At 59.0% G+C, this 15,682-nt stretch carries 16 protein-coding genes; 5 read left to right on the top strand and 11 right to left on the bottom strand.

Features of this window, described 5'->3' with window-relative positions:
• Nucleotides 1-39: 39 nt before the first annotated feature.
• The 4 genes from glnE to OQ287_RS09430 all read right to left on the bottom strand — a co-directional run bounded on the left by glnE (nucleotide 40) and on the right by OQ287_RS09430 (nucleotide 4,585).
• Nucleotides 40-2,925, bottom strand: a complete 2,886-nt coding sequence (gene glnE / locus OQ287_RS09445; RefSeq protein ID WP_322974115.1) for a bifunctional [glutamate--ammonia ligase]-adenylyl-L-tyrosine phosphorylase/[glutamate--ammonia-ligase] adenylyltransferase — start codon at nucleotides 2,923-2,925, stop codon at nucleotides 40-42.
• A 151-nt stretch (nucleotides 2,926-3,076) separates the two neighbouring features.
• The gene (locus OQ287_RS09440) at nucleotides 3,077-3,508 is read right to left on the bottom strand and encodes an OsmC family protein (protein WP_250935525.1); all 432 of its coding nucleotides are present in this window, start codon (nucleotides 3,506-3,508) and stop codon (nucleotides 3,077-3,079) included.
• 73 nt (nucleotides 3,509-3,581) lie between these two features.
• Nucleotides 3,582-4,085, bottom strand: a complete 504-nt coding sequence (gene tpx, locus OQ287_RS09435; RefSeq protein ID WP_250935524.1) for a thiol peroxidase — start codon at nucleotides 4,083-4,085, stop codon at nucleotides 3,582-3,584.
• Nucleotides 4,086-4,210: 125 nt separating this feature from the next.
• Nucleotides 4,211-4,585 carry a diacylglycerol kinase gene (locus OQ287_RS09430; protein ID WP_250937963.1) on the bottom strand — a complete coding sequence of 125 codons (375 nt, stop codon included), beginning with the start codon at nucleotides 4,583-4,585 and terminating at the stop codon, nucleotides 4,211-4,213.
• 165 nt (nucleotides 4,586-4,750) lie between these two features.
• On the opposite strand from OQ287_RS09430, the gene OQ287_RS09425 reads away from it, so the two are divergent.
• Entirely contained in the window at nucleotides 4,751-5,731 is a 981-nt protein-coding gene (locus OQ287_RS09425; RefSeq protein ID WP_250935523.1) for an acrylyl-CoA reductase family protein, read from the top strand.
• 15 nt (nucleotides 5,732-5,746) lie between these two features.
• Here the strand turns inward: OQ287_RS09425 and OQ287_RS09420 are convergent, their stop codons facing one another.
• The 5 genes from OQ287_RS09420 to OQ287_RS09400 form a co-directional block, all read right to left on the bottom strand.
• Entirely contained in the window at nucleotides 5,747-6,568 is an 822-nt protein-coding gene (locus OQ287_RS09420; RefSeq protein ID WP_250935522.1) for an undecaprenyl-diphosphate phosphatase, read from the bottom strand.
• A 130-nt stretch (nucleotides 6,569-6,698) separates the two neighbouring features.
• A complete protein-coding gene (locus OQ287_RS09415; protein ID WP_265896275.1) occupies nucleotides 6,699-7,568 on the bottom strand; it encodes a universal stress protein in 870 nt (289 codons plus the stop codon).
• A 14-nt stretch (nucleotides 7,569-7,582) separates the two neighbouring features.
• On the bottom strand, nucleotides 7,583-9,070 hold the full coding sequence (locus OQ287_RS09410; RefSeq protein WP_265896274.1) for a SulP family inorganic anion transporter: 1,488 nt from the start codon (nucleotides 9,068-9,070) through the stop codon (nucleotides 7,583-7,585).
• Between the two features lie 455 nt (nucleotides 9,071-9,525).
• A complete protein-coding gene (locus tag OQ287_RS09405) occupies nucleotides 9,526-10,119 on the bottom strand; it encodes a Yip1 family protein (RefSeq protein ID WP_250935519.1) in 594 nt (197 codons plus the stop codon).
• Nucleotides 10,120-10,377: 258 nt separating this feature from the next.
• Nucleotides 10,378-11,214 (bottom strand): inositol monophosphatase family protein, encoded by an 837-nt coding sequence (locus OQ287_RS09400; RefSeq protein WP_250935517.1) that lies wholly within the window; start codon nucleotides 11,212-11,214, stop codon nucleotides 10,378-10,380.
• A 132-nt stretch (nucleotides 11,215-11,346) separates the two neighbouring features.
• Here OQ287_RS09400 and OQ287_RS09395 point away from each other — a divergent pair, with 132 nt between their 5' ends.
• Entirely contained in the window at nucleotides 11,347-11,826 is a 480-nt protein-coding gene (locus OQ287_RS09395; protein WP_265896273.1) for a DUF2501 domain-containing protein, read from the top strand.
• A gap of 81 nt (nucleotides 11,827-11,907) precedes the next feature.
• Here the strand turns inward: OQ287_RS09395 and OQ287_RS09390 are convergent, their stop codons facing one another.
• Nucleotides 11,908-12,054 carry a hypothetical protein gene (locus tag OQ287_RS09390; protein WP_250935512.1) on the bottom strand — a complete coding sequence of 49 codons (147 nt, stop codon included), beginning with the start codon at nucleotides 12,052-12,054 and terminating at the stop codon, nucleotides 11,908-11,910.
• Nucleotides 12,055-12,333: 279 nt separating this feature from the next.
• On the opposite strand from OQ287_RS09390, the gene rarD reads away from it, so the two are divergent.
• Together rarD and OQ287_RS09380 are read left to right on the top strand one after the other, a co-directional pair.
• Nucleotides 12,334-13,251 (top strand): EamA family transporter RarD, encoded by a 918-nt coding sequence (gene rarD / locus OQ287_RS09385; protein WP_250935502.1) that lies wholly within the window; start codon nucleotides 12,334-12,336, stop codon nucleotides 13,249-13,251.
• Between the two features lie 237 nt (nucleotides 13,252-13,488).
• Nucleotides 13,489-14,571 carry a GGDEF domain-containing protein gene (locus tag OQ287_RS09380; protein ID WP_250935500.1) on the top strand — a complete coding sequence of 361 codons (1,083 nt, stop codon included), beginning with the start codon at nucleotides 13,489-13,491 and terminating at the stop codon, nucleotides 14,569-14,571.
• Between the two features lie 6 nt (nucleotides 14,572-14,577).
• On the opposite strand, the gene OQ287_RS09375 is transcribed toward OQ287_RS09380, so the two are convergent.
• Nucleotides 14,578-14,802, bottom strand: a complete 225-nt coding sequence (locus OQ287_RS09375; protein ID WP_250935498.1) for a DUF2835 family protein — start codon at nucleotides 14,800-14,802, stop codon at nucleotides 14,578-14,580.
• Nucleotides 14,803-15,073: 271 nt separating this feature from the next.
• On the opposite strand from OQ287_RS09375, the gene OQ287_RS09370 reads away from it, so the two are divergent.
• Entirely contained in the window at nucleotides 15,074-15,676 is a 603-nt protein-coding gene (locus tag OQ287_RS09370) for a LysE family translocator (RefSeq protein ID WP_250935496.1), read from the top strand.
• Nucleotides 15,677-15,682: the final 6 nt, after the last annotated feature.

The raw sequence follows: 15,682 nt of genomic DNA, 5'->3' as shown, positions 1-15,682 counted from the left end.
CAGAAAAAGGGCCCCTGCCGGGGCCCTTTTCAATACAAATCATACGTCGTCCGGCTCCATCCAGCGCTGCCACAGCCGGGCGACGGCTCGACGGTGCTCATCAAAGCCTTCACTGGATGTCATTTCACCGGCCTTTGACAGCGCCTGGCGATGCGTTTCTGCCCGGTAAGCCAGATAGGCATCGCGCAATATCGCCGCTTCCTCCTGCGAAATCTGACCACAGGACTCCAGCGTTTCGATCAGCCGGATATTGTCGGTGTAGGTCAGCAGCGCTTCACTCTCATGGCTCAGGGCCAGCACGGCATACTGATTCAGGAACTCGATATCGACCAGCCCCCCCGGGTCCTGCTTGAGGTGAAAACGCCCTTCTGCCTGGTCCTTGCTGCTGCCCGCCAGATGCGTCCGCATCTTGTGACGCATTTCAACCACTGAGCGACGCAGCGCAGGAAGATCACGCGACGTCGACAGTATTTCCCGCCGCAGGCCATCAAAACGCTCAAAGAGCTCTCGATGTCCGGCCACCGGACGTGCTCGCACCAGCGCCTGGTGCTCCCAGGTCCAGGCCTGCTGACGCTGATATTCGGCAAAGGCATCGAAGGTAGATACCAGCAGCCCGGAATTGCCCGATGGCCGCAACCGCATATCCACTTCATAAAGCGCCCCGGCCGGCGTAATGGCCGTCAGCAGATGAATGATCCGCTGTCCGAGACGCGTAAAGAACACGGGGGAGTCGATGACTCGCGGCCCGGGTGTTTCCGGTCGAAGCGACGGCTCGAACAGAAACACCAGATCCAGATCCGAGCCATACCCCAGCTCGATTCCCCCCAGCTTGCCATAACCGATCACGGCAAAGCGTGGCCCACCCTCGTGGCCGGTCGGCACACCATGCTTTTGAATCAGGCTGCGCCAGGCCATCTGAATGACCGCCTCAAGCACCACTTCGGCGATATCGGTCAGGCTGTCGCTGACATTCATGATGCCGTGTACCCCGGCCACGTCTCCGGCAGCGACGTGCAATACCCGGGCATGTCGGAAATGGCGCAGCGCTTCCAGCAGCGCCTCTTCATCCTCGGCAGGGATACGCGCCAGACTCTGGCGCAACTCATGCTCCAGCGAGGTTCGGCTCGGCCGACTGGTCAATAGCGCCGGTGACAACATCTCATCAAGCAGCATCGGATGACGCGCAATCTGCTCCGCAATCCAGGGGCTCGCAGCACACAGCCGAACAAAGTGATTGAGGGCATCCGGGTTTTCACGCAGCAGCGACAGGTAAGCCGTGCGTCGAAGTACCGATTCCACCAGGGGCAGCACACGCTCCAGCGTGCTGGAAGGCGCATCGGTCGCCGCCACCTGAGCCAGCAGGGCCGGCATCATGGCATCCAGTCGCTCAAAGGCCACGCGCTGCATATTGATCACGGCACGGGAACGACGCAGGCGATTCAGACGGTGCACACCATTGGCCGGATCCTCGAAGCCACTGCGCAACAACAGTGACCGGGCCTCCTCCTCCTCCAGACTTTCTTCCCACAGCGCGCGCCACTGGTCGAGCGGAATATCACTGTCCTCGTGCTCGTGCTCCTCGTCATCAGGCGCAGCGACGACGGCATCAAAGTGATGGCGCACTCGAGTACGGACCTCATCCAGTGCCGCCAGAAAGGCGCGCCAGTCAGGACACTTCATCGCGCGGGCCAGACGCAAGCGGGCCAGATCATCCTCCGGCAGGGTCTGGGTCTGCTTGTCCTGCTGGGCCTGCAGGGCATGCTCGGCATTACGCAGAAACACATAATCCCGTGTCAGTTCGGTCATCACGGCCTCGGGCAGCAGCTCAAGCGCGGCCAGCTGGCTCAGGGCATCATGAAGAGAGGGGGTCTGCAGGCGGGTATCCCGTCCGCCACGAATCAGCTGGAAGGCCTGAACGATAAACTCGACTTCCCGAATTCCGCCACGCCCCAGCTTGATGTTATCGCCGATATTGCGCCGCCGTACCTCACGGTTGATCAATGCCTTCATTTCCCGGAGCGAGGCGATGGCGCCGAAATCGATGTACCTGCGGTATACAAAGGGTTTCAGCATCATCAAAAGACGCTCGCCGGCGGCCAGATCGCCGGCGACCGGGCGGGCCTTGAGCAGGGCATAGCGCTCCCACTCTCGCCCCTGATCCTGGTAGTAACTGGCCGTGGTGCTGAAAGGATTGACCAACGGGCCACCCTCGCCCAGCGGGCGCAGACGCATGTCCACCCGAAACACAAAGCCATCGGCGGTCACCTGGTCCAGTGCGGCGATCAGCTTTTGCCCCATGCGAGTAAAGTATTCCTGATGATCCAGCTGACGGCGACCACCTTCGGTAGTGCCGCGGTGCTCAAAGGCAAAGATCAGGTCAATGTCGGAGGAGAGGTTGAGTTCGCCGGCGCCAAACTTGCCCATGCCCAGCACCACCAGCCGAGGCCGTTCCCCCGACTCATTGGCCTGGGGTCGCCCCCAGCGAGGTACACAGAGCTGCTCAAGCCATGTCAGCGCCTGCTCGAGACAGACTTCGGCCAGCGTCGTCATGGCCTCGCCGGTAGCCCAGGCACCGGCCTCACCGGCCAGATCCCGCCAGATGATGCCGATCTGGCGCTCACGGCGAAACCGGCGCAGCACGCGATGAAGTCCGGGCTCGTCGCTTGCCTGCTCGAGCGCATCAGACAGTCGGGCAGTCATGGCATCACGGGAAAGAGGAGCTTCCCACTCACCGGTCTCCCCCAGCACGCGAAGCAGATCCGGTTCACGCCGTATATGATCGGCCACCCAGGGGGACAGGACAGCGACCTGCTTCAATGCCGTTCGCTGAGTGCGAGGCAGCCAGGCATCTATCTCGGAAGGCAAGGCATCCATGACCGCATCAACGTCCTGTTCCAGACGTGCCTGCAACTCGGCATCCGACATTCTGTCCTCCTGATATGAAATCCAAGCGCGTCCATCTATCCGGGCTGGACAGACATACCCTTTTGTATGTTCCTTTTACCACGCTACCTGATGATCCGGCATAAAAAAACGCCCCGACAAGGTGGGGCGTTTTTGAAATGCCTTGTGATGATCACGACACCAGACGCGCGTCCAGAGTGATATCGGCATTGAACAGTTTCGATACAGGGCACCCGGCCTTGGCCTTGTCAGCCGCGGCCTTGAAGTCATCTTCACTGGCGCCGGGCACGCTGGCCTCGGTGTCAAGATGCACTGCCGTGATGGTAAAGCCATCATCCTGCTGTTCGAGCGTCACCGTCGCCTTGGTCTTGATGCTTTCCGGCTCGAGCGAGGATTCACCCAGAATCATCGACAGGGCCATGGAGTAACAGCTGGCGTGGGCCGCACCGATCAGCTCTTCCGGGTTGGTACCGGGCTGGCCTTCAAAGCGGGTATTGAAGCCGTAGGGATTGTCCTTCATCGCACCGCTTTCGGTGGAGACGGTTCCCTTGCCCTTCTTGAGACTGCCCTGCCAGTGTGCAGATCCTGATTTCTTGATGCTCATGCTTCCTCCGTGAAGTATCCGGTATCAAGTAACCTGTAAAGCGTAGCCAAATGCGCCGCGTTCGCCAGTCCGACTAGCCGTTGAGAGCCGCCAGGGCATCTTCATAGCCGGGCTCGGCCTTGATCTGCGGGCATAATTCGCTATAGAGCACGGTATTTTTTTCATCGAGAACGATCACACCACGCGCACACAGCCCCGTCATCGGGCCATCGGCAATGAGCACACCATGGTGTTCAGCAAATTCGGGATGGCGAAACGTCGATAACGTCTTCACGTTCTCAAGCCCTTCGGCACCGCAAAAGCGGGCTGCCGCAAAGGGAAGATCGGCAGATACCACCAGCACGACGGTATCAGCAAGCGAGGAAGCCTTCTGATTGAAGGTCCGCGTCGAGGTAGCACACACCCCGGTATCCACGCTCGGGATAATGGAAATGACCTTGCGCTGCCCCTCGAAGTCAGCCAGCGATACTTCGGCAAGGTCCTGACCGGTCAGGGTGAAATCCGAGACCTGCTCGCCCTTTTCCGGGAAATGACCTTTTACACTGACATCTGTATCGCCCAGTTTTACCTGACTCATTTCATGCTCCCCTGAGGGCAAGGTGCCCCGTTGGTAATGGATCGACCGATAGGTCGGACATCAAGCGTGGCACAGGCAGACGGCACCTCGCCAGTACCGATCGCAACAGGTTCGCACTACAGGGCCTAGACCCAGCCCAGACGCACCAGCAGCAACCCGCCCCAGACCAGTCCTGCCAGCAGGGAAGAGGTCAGTACCGCCGCCGACCCCAGATCCTTGGCCCGGCCGGACAGTTCATGCTTTTCAAGCCCGATACGGTCCACCACGGTTTCGATGGCAGAGTTCAAAAGCTCGACGGAAATCACAAACAGGGCACTGGCCATCAGCAGCATCCACTCCGTAGGTGTGCGACCGATCCAGAAGGACAGCGGAAACAGCACCGCCAGCAGCACAAGCTCGAGACGAAGCGCCGCTTCGTGGCGCCAGCCCGCGGCCAGCCCCTGCAGGGAGTAACGCGTAGAGTGCAATAAACGGCCAAAACCGGTGTGTTGGGGTTTCATTGAAGGCATGGCATGAATCACGGCAATAGGAATGAATACAGCGCAGTCCATCCCTGTAACAACAGAAAATGGCATACGCAGCTTGAACCATCCTAGCAGAGGCCCGCCTCAATAGACTATTGTCGTGTCGTTGAGCAGTTACACAGGCTACCGATGGAGAACCCCATGTCTCGCGCCATGATGATCCACGAAGATGAACCCCGCCTTCGGCTGACCCACCCGGATACGCCCTCTCCTGCCCAGGGTGAGGTCGTGGTGGATATCGAATACTCCGGACTGAATTACAAGGATGCACTGGCCCTGACCGGCGAAGGACGCATCATTCGCCAGTACCCGCTGATTGGCGGCGTCGATGCCACGGGTATTGTCAGGGAAAGCCGGGATGAGCGCTTCGCGCCCGGTGATCGCATCATCGCGACAGGCTGGGGGATTGGCGAGCAGCACAGCGGTGGATTTACCACCTGCCAGTGCTTCAAGGGCGACTGGCTGGTGCATTGCCCCGATACACTGTCACCCGAAAATGCCATGCTGGCCGGCACTGCCGGCTTTACTGCCATGCAGGCGCTGACAGCGCTTGAGCACGCCGGAGTAACGCCGGCTGACGGCCCGATGATAGTCACCGGTGCCACCGGCGGCGTCGGGCAGTGGGCCGTTCTGTTACTGGCTCAGGCAGGTTTTGACGTACATGCCGTGACCGGCAAGGCCTCGCAGCACGAATTACTGAAGGCACTGGGCGCTACCGAGGTGATCGACCGGCACGGCTTCACCGAGAAATGCCGGCCACTGGACAAGGCCCGCTGGGCAGGCGGCGTGGATACCGTGGGCGGCGTAACCCTGTCGGCCCTGCTGTCCAGAATAAAGGACAATGGCGCGGTGGCGGCCGTGGGCCTGGCCGGCGGCATGGAACTCAACATGACTGTGGCCCCCTTCATTCTTCGCGGTGTATCCCTGCTGGGCATCAACAGCGTGTCGGTCCCCTTCGAACAGCGTCAGGGCATCTGGCAGCGTCTGGCAGGCGTTGACGCCTCACTTTATCAGCCGCTGCATGCCGGCACGCTATCGCTTGAGGAACTCGCTCCCACGGCCCGCCGCATGATCGACGGTGAAACCCTGGGCCGCTACCTGGTCAACCCGGGACAGGCGTAGCCGCGTCAGCATCTTCTACCAGGAAAGATGCAGCATGGGGGCGAGCAGCAGTGCGCCCCCGAACAGGATGCGGTACCAGCCGAAGACCGACAGCGAGCGGGACTCAACAAACCTTACCAGCAGGCGCACTACCACCAGCGCACTGATGAAGGCAGAAATCAGCCCGACCACAATGGCAGCCATGTCATTGGTGGTCAGGCCGCTGTGATACTTGATCAGATCCAGCGTAGTGGCACCAAGCATCGTCGGGATAGCCAGAAAGAACGAATATTCGGTGGCTGCCTTGCGGGACATTTTCGACAGTATCCCCCCGACAATGGTCGACCCGGAGCGAGACGTCCCCGGAATGACTGCAAAACACTGCGCGACCCCGACCGCCAGCGCCTGTCGCCAGTGCATGTCGGCCGCATCTTCCGTCGTTCTCCGCGTGGCAAAGCGTTCGGTCAGAATGATCACGACACCGCCAATCACCAGCATGGTGGCGACCACCGTCGGCCTGAACAGCACGGCCTGAATCTGGTCGATGAACAAGAACCCGATCACGGCCGAAGGCACAAAGCCGATAATGACATTGCGAATGAACCTGAGAGAGACCGGATCACGCTGGATAGCGCCGCGGCACGTGGTAATCAGCCGCTGATGATACACCCAGAGAATGGCCAGAATGGAACCCAGCTGAATCACCACATCGAAGACCTTGTTACTGCCGGCATCAAAGTTCAGCAACTGCCCGGCCAGAATCAAATGGCCAGTACTGGATACCGGCAGAAATTCGGTTACGCCCTCGACAATGCCCAGAATAAGCGCCTTGACGAGGTGCAGGGTATCCAGTGTCATGCGTTGTGCTCCGTTGGTCATATATGTTCAGGAGCAGGATATGACTACAGCCTTAAGATTTTATTCAGTTCAAAAATAAAAAAAGCGCTCACGGCACAGGACCGGAGCGCTTTTACTCATTACTACAGGTCTAACGCAGCACAAGCAGCGGAATCTTGGTCCGCTGAATCATGGTGGTTGTGGTGCTGCCCACCAGGAGGTGACGGATCCTGGAATGTCCGTAGGCCCCCATGACCGTCATGTCGATGGCATTGTCCTCGACGTAGCGGGTCAGCACCGACTCGATGTCATCGCCTTCCCGCACGGCACAGGTAGTATGGATGTCGGCGGCGCTCAACACCTGTTCAACCCAGGGCAGCCCCTTCCGCGCAGCCTCCGAATCCACACCCACGGTTACCACATGTACCCGGGCATTGCGAAACAGCGGGCTCGCGGCCAGTTTCTGAATTCCCTTGCGGGTCGATGCGCTGTTATCAAAGGCAAACATGATTTCCTTCGGGGCCTTGAACGCATCCCCCGTGGCAATCAGCACCGGGCGATGCACGGCACGCAGCACCCGCTCCAGATTGGAACCCAGATGGCCACTGGCCGATGTGGGATGGGCATCTTCACCACGCTTGCCCACCACCATCAGGCGAACGTTCTGCTCAAGCTCACTGAGCGTTTCTACCAGCTCCCCGTGACGCTGCAGCGAGCTCACCGTCTCGACACCATCGGCACGTGCCAGGTCCACGGCAGCGGCCAGCATCAGCTTGCCCTGTTCACGTGCCACCTTCGCCCGCTGCTCATCCAGCGACACCAGATGGCTCAGCAGCTGCTCACGGGCACCCAGCCCGATATTGCCGCTGTGATCGGAGCCATCAACGGCCTGACGTTCACGATCAAGTACATGCAGGAAGGTCAGCGGCGCTGACAGTTCGTTGCCGGCCCAGCAGGCGTAATGGCATACCAGTTCAGCAAAACGGGACCCGTCAATGCAGGCCATGATCTGTTCAGACATGAAAGACGCCTTCTTCAGTGTTCCATGGGTTTGTCGAGTGCATCGGGTTTATCGTGAGTGCCCAGTCGATCAACCAGGGTCTGGCTGGCCTTGTTGAGCCCAACGACCGTGACATCATTGCCTTCCCGGCGGAATTTAAGCACGACGTTATCCAGAGCATCCACGGCAGAAATATCCCAGAAATGGGCCTGACTGACATCGATATTGACCCGTGACAGCGACTCCTTGAAATCAAACTCGGCGGTAAATGCTTCGGTCGAGGCAAAAAATACCTGGCCGCGTACCTGATAATGCCGCGTCTCGCCATCGTCATCCAGCGTGGATGTCACACTGAGGTAACGTGCAATCTTGTTGGCAAAGAACATCGCAGCCAGCAGCGTCCCGACGATGACGCCGATGGCCAGGTTATGCGTGGCGACCACCACCGCTACCGTGGTGAGCATGACCACGTTGGTCGTCCATGGTTTTTTGGGAATATCCCGAATGGAGCCCCAGTCGAAGGTACCGATGGATACCATGATCATGACCGCCACCAGCGCTGCCATCGGAATCATCGACACCCAGGGGCCCAGAAACACCACCAGAATCAGCAGACCGACACCAGCCACCATCGTGGAAAGGCGGGTGCGCCCCCCGGATTTCACATTGATCACGGTCTGACCGATCATCCCGCAGCCTGCCATGCCGCCGATGAATCCGGTGGCGATATTGGCAATGCCCTGCCCGCGGCATTCACGGTTCTTGTCACTGCCGGTATCTGTCAGGTCGTCCACGATAGTAGCCGTCATCATGGATTCCAGAAGGCCTACCATCGCCATGGTCAGCGAATACGGCAGAATGATGAGCAGCGTTTCAAGATTGAACGGAACGTCAGGAATCAGGAAGGTCGGCAGGCTGTCCGGCAGCTCACCCATATCGCCCACCTGGCGAATATCCATGCCCATCACCGCCGCCAGAACCGTCAGCACCACAATGCACACCATGGGAGACGGAATGACCTTGCCGATTTTGGGCAGGTAGGGAAACAGATAGATAATCCCGAGTCCGGCCGCGGTCATCCAATATACCGTGACCGGCACATCAGTCAGCTCCGGCAGCTGCGCCATGAAAATCAGAATCGCCAGCGCATTGACAAACCCCGTCACCACCGAGCGGGACACAAACCGCATCAGCCGTCCGAGCTTAAGGTATCCGGCCAGAATCTGAATGACCCCGGTCAGAAGGGTTGCCGCAAACAGGTACTGAAGGCCATGGTCGCGCACCAGAGTGACCATCAGCAGCGCCATTGCGCCTGTCGCCGCGGAAATCATGGCGGGCCGACCGCCGGTAATGGCGATCACGACCGCCATGGAGAAGGACGCGTACAGGCCCACCTTGGGATCAACGCCTGCAATAATGGAAAATGCGATCGCTTCAGGGATCAAGGCCAGTGCGACGACAAGACCCGAAAGCACGTCATTACGCACATTGGAAAACCAATGTTGTTTTAATGAGCCAATCATTGTTTCTATCCGGATTATTTGATTTATAGCCGTGTAGTCCGACCGCTCGCACCATGAAGGAGCCAGGTCACGAGTATTGCAGCGTTGCGTTGGACGTTACTACACAAGGAGACGTCGTGCCCGCATTACAGGACGACAAAAAGCACCGGGAGGCGCTCGCTTCCCAGAGGGGGGGAAAGCGCTAGGGCGGCACGGGCCGGCCGGATGTCACTGTGACGCGAAAGGGCATAGAAGCAGATCCGTTCTGGAAGGTTGCCGAGGCCTGAAAGACAGTCGTTTCAAACCGGCGCACAGTCTATCAGCCCTGCCGGCCGAGTGCATTCCGGATTTCCTCCCCCGGGATACCGGTTGCAGGCGGTTTCTGCCTTTGGTACCTGTCAATCAGTGCCCCGCCCCTGCCATCTCACCCATGAAAAAGCCCCGGTACACCGAGGCTTTCATGACCCACCCCATGCTCAGGAAATCATCGCGGCCCCATACCCCCAAAGGACGACGGTCAGCGCCAGCAGCGCTTCCAGCACCAGTACGCCCACTGCCATGGTCGTGCTGAATACCAGCATGCTTTCCTTGCGGGTGATGTTGAAAAAGGCCGGCAGGCCGACATACAGCAGATAGGCGGAATAACAAAGCCCGACGACGACGGCCAGAGAACACAGCCATACGATCGGATACAGCGCCACGACACCGGCGACAAACATCGGGGTCGCGACATAACCGGCAAAGACAATACACCGGTTGCGGGTTGGACGGGTTGGAAAATGACGGGCGCTCCAGTGAAGCACTGTACCCATGAATGCGACGGCCAGCAGTATGGCCAGGTAAAAGGTGACGGCCAGGGCAATGGCACTGCCCATGCTTAACGCCACTGCGCCCCCCTCGCCGAAATTCCATCCGACCGTAGTCGTACCGATCAGTGAACAGACGACAGGAATCAGCGCCATGATCAGCACATGGCTGACATACAGCTGAGTGACGGAATCGCCTTCATGCTCTATCTGACGCCACTCCTGATTTGGATGGGCCAGCAAACCCCAGACATGATGAATCATGAGACACCCCCTGCAGGTTGTTACGACCGCCCCGCACGGCAAACGCCCTCTGACCGCACCGCGACCGTGCCGAAAAGTATAGAACGTCCTGACGGAAAGTCAGGCGCCCGGCCAGTCGTCTCGTGCCGCATGCTCACCCCTTTATTCCATCACCTTCCAGGGTTCTGCCGACAAATCAATCAGTAACGATTCATATAATGCGCCAGCAGGCGCCGGCATATTTCTCGGAAAAATCCGGCGACCTGTCAGTCGGACGTATCAGGTGCGATGACGATCAAACAGTGCATCACGCACTGCATGCCAGGTCGCTTCATCCGGCGCGCACAACAGCCCGCCACTCAGTTGCGTTGGCCGATACGGGGTGCCGTCCAGATGCGCGCTGTAACCTCCAGCCTCCTTGTGCAGCAGCCACCCGGCGGCATGGTCCCAGGGCATCAACTTGTTGTAGAACAGAACCTGACTGAACCCCTGAGCAGCCTGACGATAATCGTGTGCCGCGCAGCGCAGCAGTTGAATCATCCCCAGCGCCGACAACCGGCCGTTCACTTCGCTGCGCTCGGGCTCGGTCAGCGAGCCGGTCGAAATCATGCCGACCAGCGTATTCACCTCGCCGCCCTCACCCACCGACAGGGGCACGGAAGTACCCTCCTCGTCTTCAAGCCAGGCGCCTTCACCCTCGAGTGCATAGGCGATATCACCGCATACCGGGTCCATGATGACACTGCCAATCACCTGCCCCTCGGAGGTAATGGCCGCCATGACCCCAAACACCGGCAGGTTGGTGGCAAAGTTTCGCGTGCCGTCGATCGGGTCGACAATGAACGCCAGCGGCGCATCGGCTATACGCTCAAGCAGGGACGGGTCGCGCGTTGCCTCTTCCTCGCCAATCACGATACCTTCCGGAAAGGCCGCCAGCAGCTCCCGGGTGATCAATCGCTCGGCAGCCTCATCTCCTTCGGTGACCAGATCAAAGATCGAGCTTTTTTCCTGAACCTGCTGCCGGCTTAAATGTCGAAATCGCGGCATGATTTCCTCGACGGCCGCCTGGCGCAGAATGGCGCCTACCTGGTGAAGCTGGTCGCTGGTTATCTTCATCGTGTACTCCCTGTGACGGGCTTGATTGGTCAAACCCGGTATGTATCTTCACAATAGTGCCCCGTCGGCCGCGTGCCGGCACCCTCATTTACGCAGTGTCGCCGTTACCGCGCTGCCTCCCGGGAGAATGTCATGTCCACGCTTTCACGCATCGCGCTTACCGCCGCCCTTACCGTGGCTATCCTGCCTGCAGCCCAGGCCAACAGCCTGACAGAAATGGGTAACAAGGCCTCCAGCATGCTTTCCGGCCAGTCTGCCGGCGCGGAAACATCCAGCGGTCAGGGCAGTGCGGCCAGCCTGCTGAGCAGCCTTGGCAGCGGCAACTTCAACTTTGCCAGCCCACAGAATGTGGCCGGTGTGCTGGGGTATTGCCAATCCCAGGGCTATTCCAAAAGTGCCACCGATACCGTCAAGGACAAGCTGATGAACAGGTTCGGCCTTCAGTCCACGGAAAACACCGACACCAGTGAAAGCTACCAGCAGGGGCTTGCGGGATTGTTGAAAGGCGAAAACGGCCAGGCCTTCAGCCTGTCGAGCATCAAGGGCAAGCTGGGTAAAAAGGCCTGTGGCATGGTGACAGATCAGGCCGCGTCTCGTCTGCTGGGCATGTAAGCCCGATGACATGAACAACGCGCATGAAAAAGCCCGCTCAGGCGGGCTTTTTCATTATCAAACAGTGCGGGAGCGCGGGCCTCACTCTTTGGACGCGCGCTTCTTGTTTTTACGAATGAAATAAAGCGTGCCGAAAATCGCCGAGAAAAAAAGCACATAAGCAAATACCAGCCCGCCCTGTAATACCCAGCGATAGGCATCATAATTGGCTACAGCGTCGCCGTTCATTGCGCTCTCCTTACTGATCCGATAAGCATTCCCGACCGGGAACAAGAAATAGCTTCATCTTCCTTTAGCCTACCGACTATACCCGCCGACGTCACCTCTTCGAAGTGACAATTGGCCGCCCCCTGACAGGGCACGCCCATGCTTCTGATTGACCTTCCCTGAGTGAGCCAGCCGGCCGGTAATGCCTCCCGGCCCGTCATTTAGGCTACGCTGTCAGCACTCCACCCCTGACGATGTGCACATGGGCGCCAGGGCCTGACCGACATTTCGGATGCACCAATGCCTCATTCCTCCCCCTCCAGACCACTGGCCGGGCTGACCGCCGGCTTCAGCTGCTTTTTACTGTGGGGCGCCCTGCCGCTTTATTTTCACCTGATCGGCAGTGGCGTCTCCGCGTGGGAAATCCTGCTGCAGCGCATGATCTGGGCCGCCGCCCTGCTGACCCTGTTCATTGTCGTGACCGGACGGATGGGGCCGGTGCGCGAGGCCCTCGGTCAACGGCAACTGGTCCTGACACTGGCGGTCACTGCCCTGCTGATCAGCTGCAACTGGGGCACCTTCATCTGGGGCGTCACCCATCAACATATCGTGCAAACCAGCCTTGGGTATTACATCAACCCACTGCTGAACGTGATACTCGGGCTGGTGTTTTTCAAGGAACGCCTGAGGCCGATGCAGATCGTTGCCATTTTGCTGGCAGCCGTGGGGGTCATGATCATGATCATCGGCTTCGGGAAGGTGCCGTGGATTTCGCTGATGCTTGCAGCCAGCTTTGGCCTTTATGGCATGCTGCGCAAGAAACTCGACGTGGGCAGTATCACCGGGCTTTATATCGAAACCATGCTGCTTCTGCCCTTTGCCCTTATGTGGCTGGGCTACCTGTACCAGCAGGGAGATGCCGCCTTTCTGCTGCAGGACCGCCTGACCGACACCCTGCTGATCGGCTGCGGCCTGGTAACCATCATCCCGCTGGTTCTGTTTACCATGGCCGCGCATCGGCTGAAACTCAGCACTCTGGGGTTGATTCAGTACATCACGCCGACCCTTCAACTGCTTACCGGCGTACTGATTTTCGGTGAAGCCTTTACTCACGACAATGCCATCACCTTTGCCTTCATCTGGGCCGGGCTGATGCTTTATACCCTTGATATGCTCTATGCCAGCCGTCCTTCAGGACGAAAGGCCCCCGCCCAATAGGTGATGCCTCTATCACACTCACGGACTCGATAGCCCTGGGTTATCGAGTTCGCTCTGTCATTCCTTTTTATGCAATAACACGCGCCAAAAGTGCGGCTCGGCACAATGCAGACTTACAACCTCTCGTAAAGAAGTGTAATTTAAGGTGTCCTGAAGTCACTATTTAACGTGCATTATTTACACACACCGCAGCACGTTGAGGACACGCGGTATTACCCTTTCGGGAAGGCAGGCTGGATGGACAAGGTACGTGGGTTGAACGATGGAATTCATCAAAGACACGTCATTCAGGGATTGCTGGTGATCACCATTCTGATCGATGTCGTTGCCATATTTTTTCATGCAGACAGGCAGCTATGGCAGATGGTCATCATCAATCTGGTGATGCTGGGTTACTGTCTGGCCTTTCTGGCCTGTCTCAGGCAAACCGCTCACCTGCATCGGTGGGCGCTGGGCTATGTCCTGTTATTCGTGACCGTGACACTGGACGCCTTTTACCTTACCCGCTTTCAGACCGGGGGCGGTGTCTGGATCATCCTGTTTCCGCTCACGTCCTATCTCCTGCTGGGCAAGCGCACCGGCGCCCTGGTCACGGCGCTGTCCGTCACTGCCGGGCTGGGCCTTTTCCTGTGGATCGACAACAGTGATTACCACTACGGCAGCCTTGCCAACCTGACGGGCTCCGCGGCTGTGAGCTGGGCACTGAGCCATCTGTACGAAACCCGCCGTGTCAGAACCATCGATCAGCTTCAGCATGACGCCTGGCACGACCCGTTGACAGGCCTCTACAATCGTCGTCATCTGGCACAGGCCTTTGACCGCGCATGCGATATTCATGATGCCTCGGGCTCCGGGTTTGCCCTGCTGGTCATGGATATCGATCATTTCAAGCGCATCAATGACCGCCATGGCCACGACGTGGGAGACCAGGTACTGGTCACCACCGCCTCGCGCATCCAGGAACACCTGTTTGATAATGACCGGGCCTTTCGTATCGGCGGCGAAGAATTCTGCCTGCTGCTGTTTGATACGCATGCCCTGAATGCCCGACAGATCGCCGAAGCCATACGTGCGCACCAGGCATCGCCCTGCATCATGACAGGCAAGGGCCCGCTGGAATCCACCCTGAGCATTGGCATTGCCATGTGGCCCGATGACGGACGTGCCCTGGATGACATTCTGCGTACGGCGGACATGCGCATGTACGACGCCAAGCAGGCCGGCCGTAACCGGGTTGTGGATGCCAGTGGCCCCGCCCTCACCTCCACGTACCCTTCCCCGGTGGCTCGCGGCGCATCCCGAGGCGGCGCCGCCACGTAATCCGGCTTATCCCGCTACCCGTATCAGGGATTCAAACCGGCCTGACGGATTGAAGGTCAGCCGGTAGATGCCATGTACCCCCTGCGGCCCCACCACCCGATGCAGCGCCCGCGCGGGAAACTGTACCCGTCGCCCATCCATGCTGCGGGCATGCACCACCTGCGCTTCACCGGCGTAATACTCCCGGCATTGCTCCACTGACAGGGACAGCGAGATATCGATGCTGGGCATTGCGCTCCCCTTTCTGAAAAATAATCGACGACTTGAGCAGGCTGCTGCCAGGCCATGTCCGGCACATGCCCGCAGGCCAGTGTACCCGGCCTCGATTATTTCCTGATACGTGAAAAAGGACGGTGTTCAACACAATACGCGTCGTTTCCACACATCATGGGGTGCGCTTACGCACCCGGCCGCCCCCAACGCGCGGCAGGATCGTTCAAGACGCCTTCCCTCTTGCCGCCTTACCCTGCCTGCTGATGACAACTACCGGATGAGGTCGGGCATGGAGATCGTACTGTACGCATTGACGGTGATGTACACCCCCGGGCCGGTTAACCTGCTGGGTCTGAATGCAGGGCTGACCTCACGCTTCAAGGAGGTATGGGGATTTTTCGCAGGGGTGGCGCTGGCCATATTCTGCTGGTTTGCCGTCATCGGCTACGCCGGGCAGCAGCTCATCGTTCAGGGGCTGATGCCCTGGATTGCCCTGGCCGGAAGTGCATATATTCTTTACCTGGCATGGACGGTATTCAGGGCCACACCGCCCGATACCGTGAAAGAGCATCCGGCCCCACGAGCGCTCGGGTTCCGAGACGGGCTCCTCATGCAACTGTTGAACCCCAAGAACACCCTGCTGGTTGTCCCGATCACCACGGTCATGTTTCCGGGACGAGGCATTACCGATACCTCGCTGGTACTCTGGTCACTGGCCATCTCACTGGGCGGTGGGGGTGCCCCCGCCCTTTACCTTGCGGCAGGCAAGGGAATCGGCGCTCGCATCACCGAGACCAGGTACATTCGGCGCTGCAATAGCGTCATGGCCGGGCTACTGGTCGTCGTGGCCCTGTTGATGCTGTGCGATTACGTCATTCTTCCTGTGCTATAGGCCCGA

The sequence above is a fragment of the Larsenimonas rhizosphaerae genome (assembly GCF_026240105.1).
GTDB lineage: Bacteria > Pseudomonadota > Gammaproteobacteria > Pseudomonadales > Halomonadaceae > Larsenimonas > Larsenimonas rhizosphaerae.
Note: the sequence above shows the minus strand (reverse complement) of the source record. Positions and strands in the feature narration are given on the sequence as shown.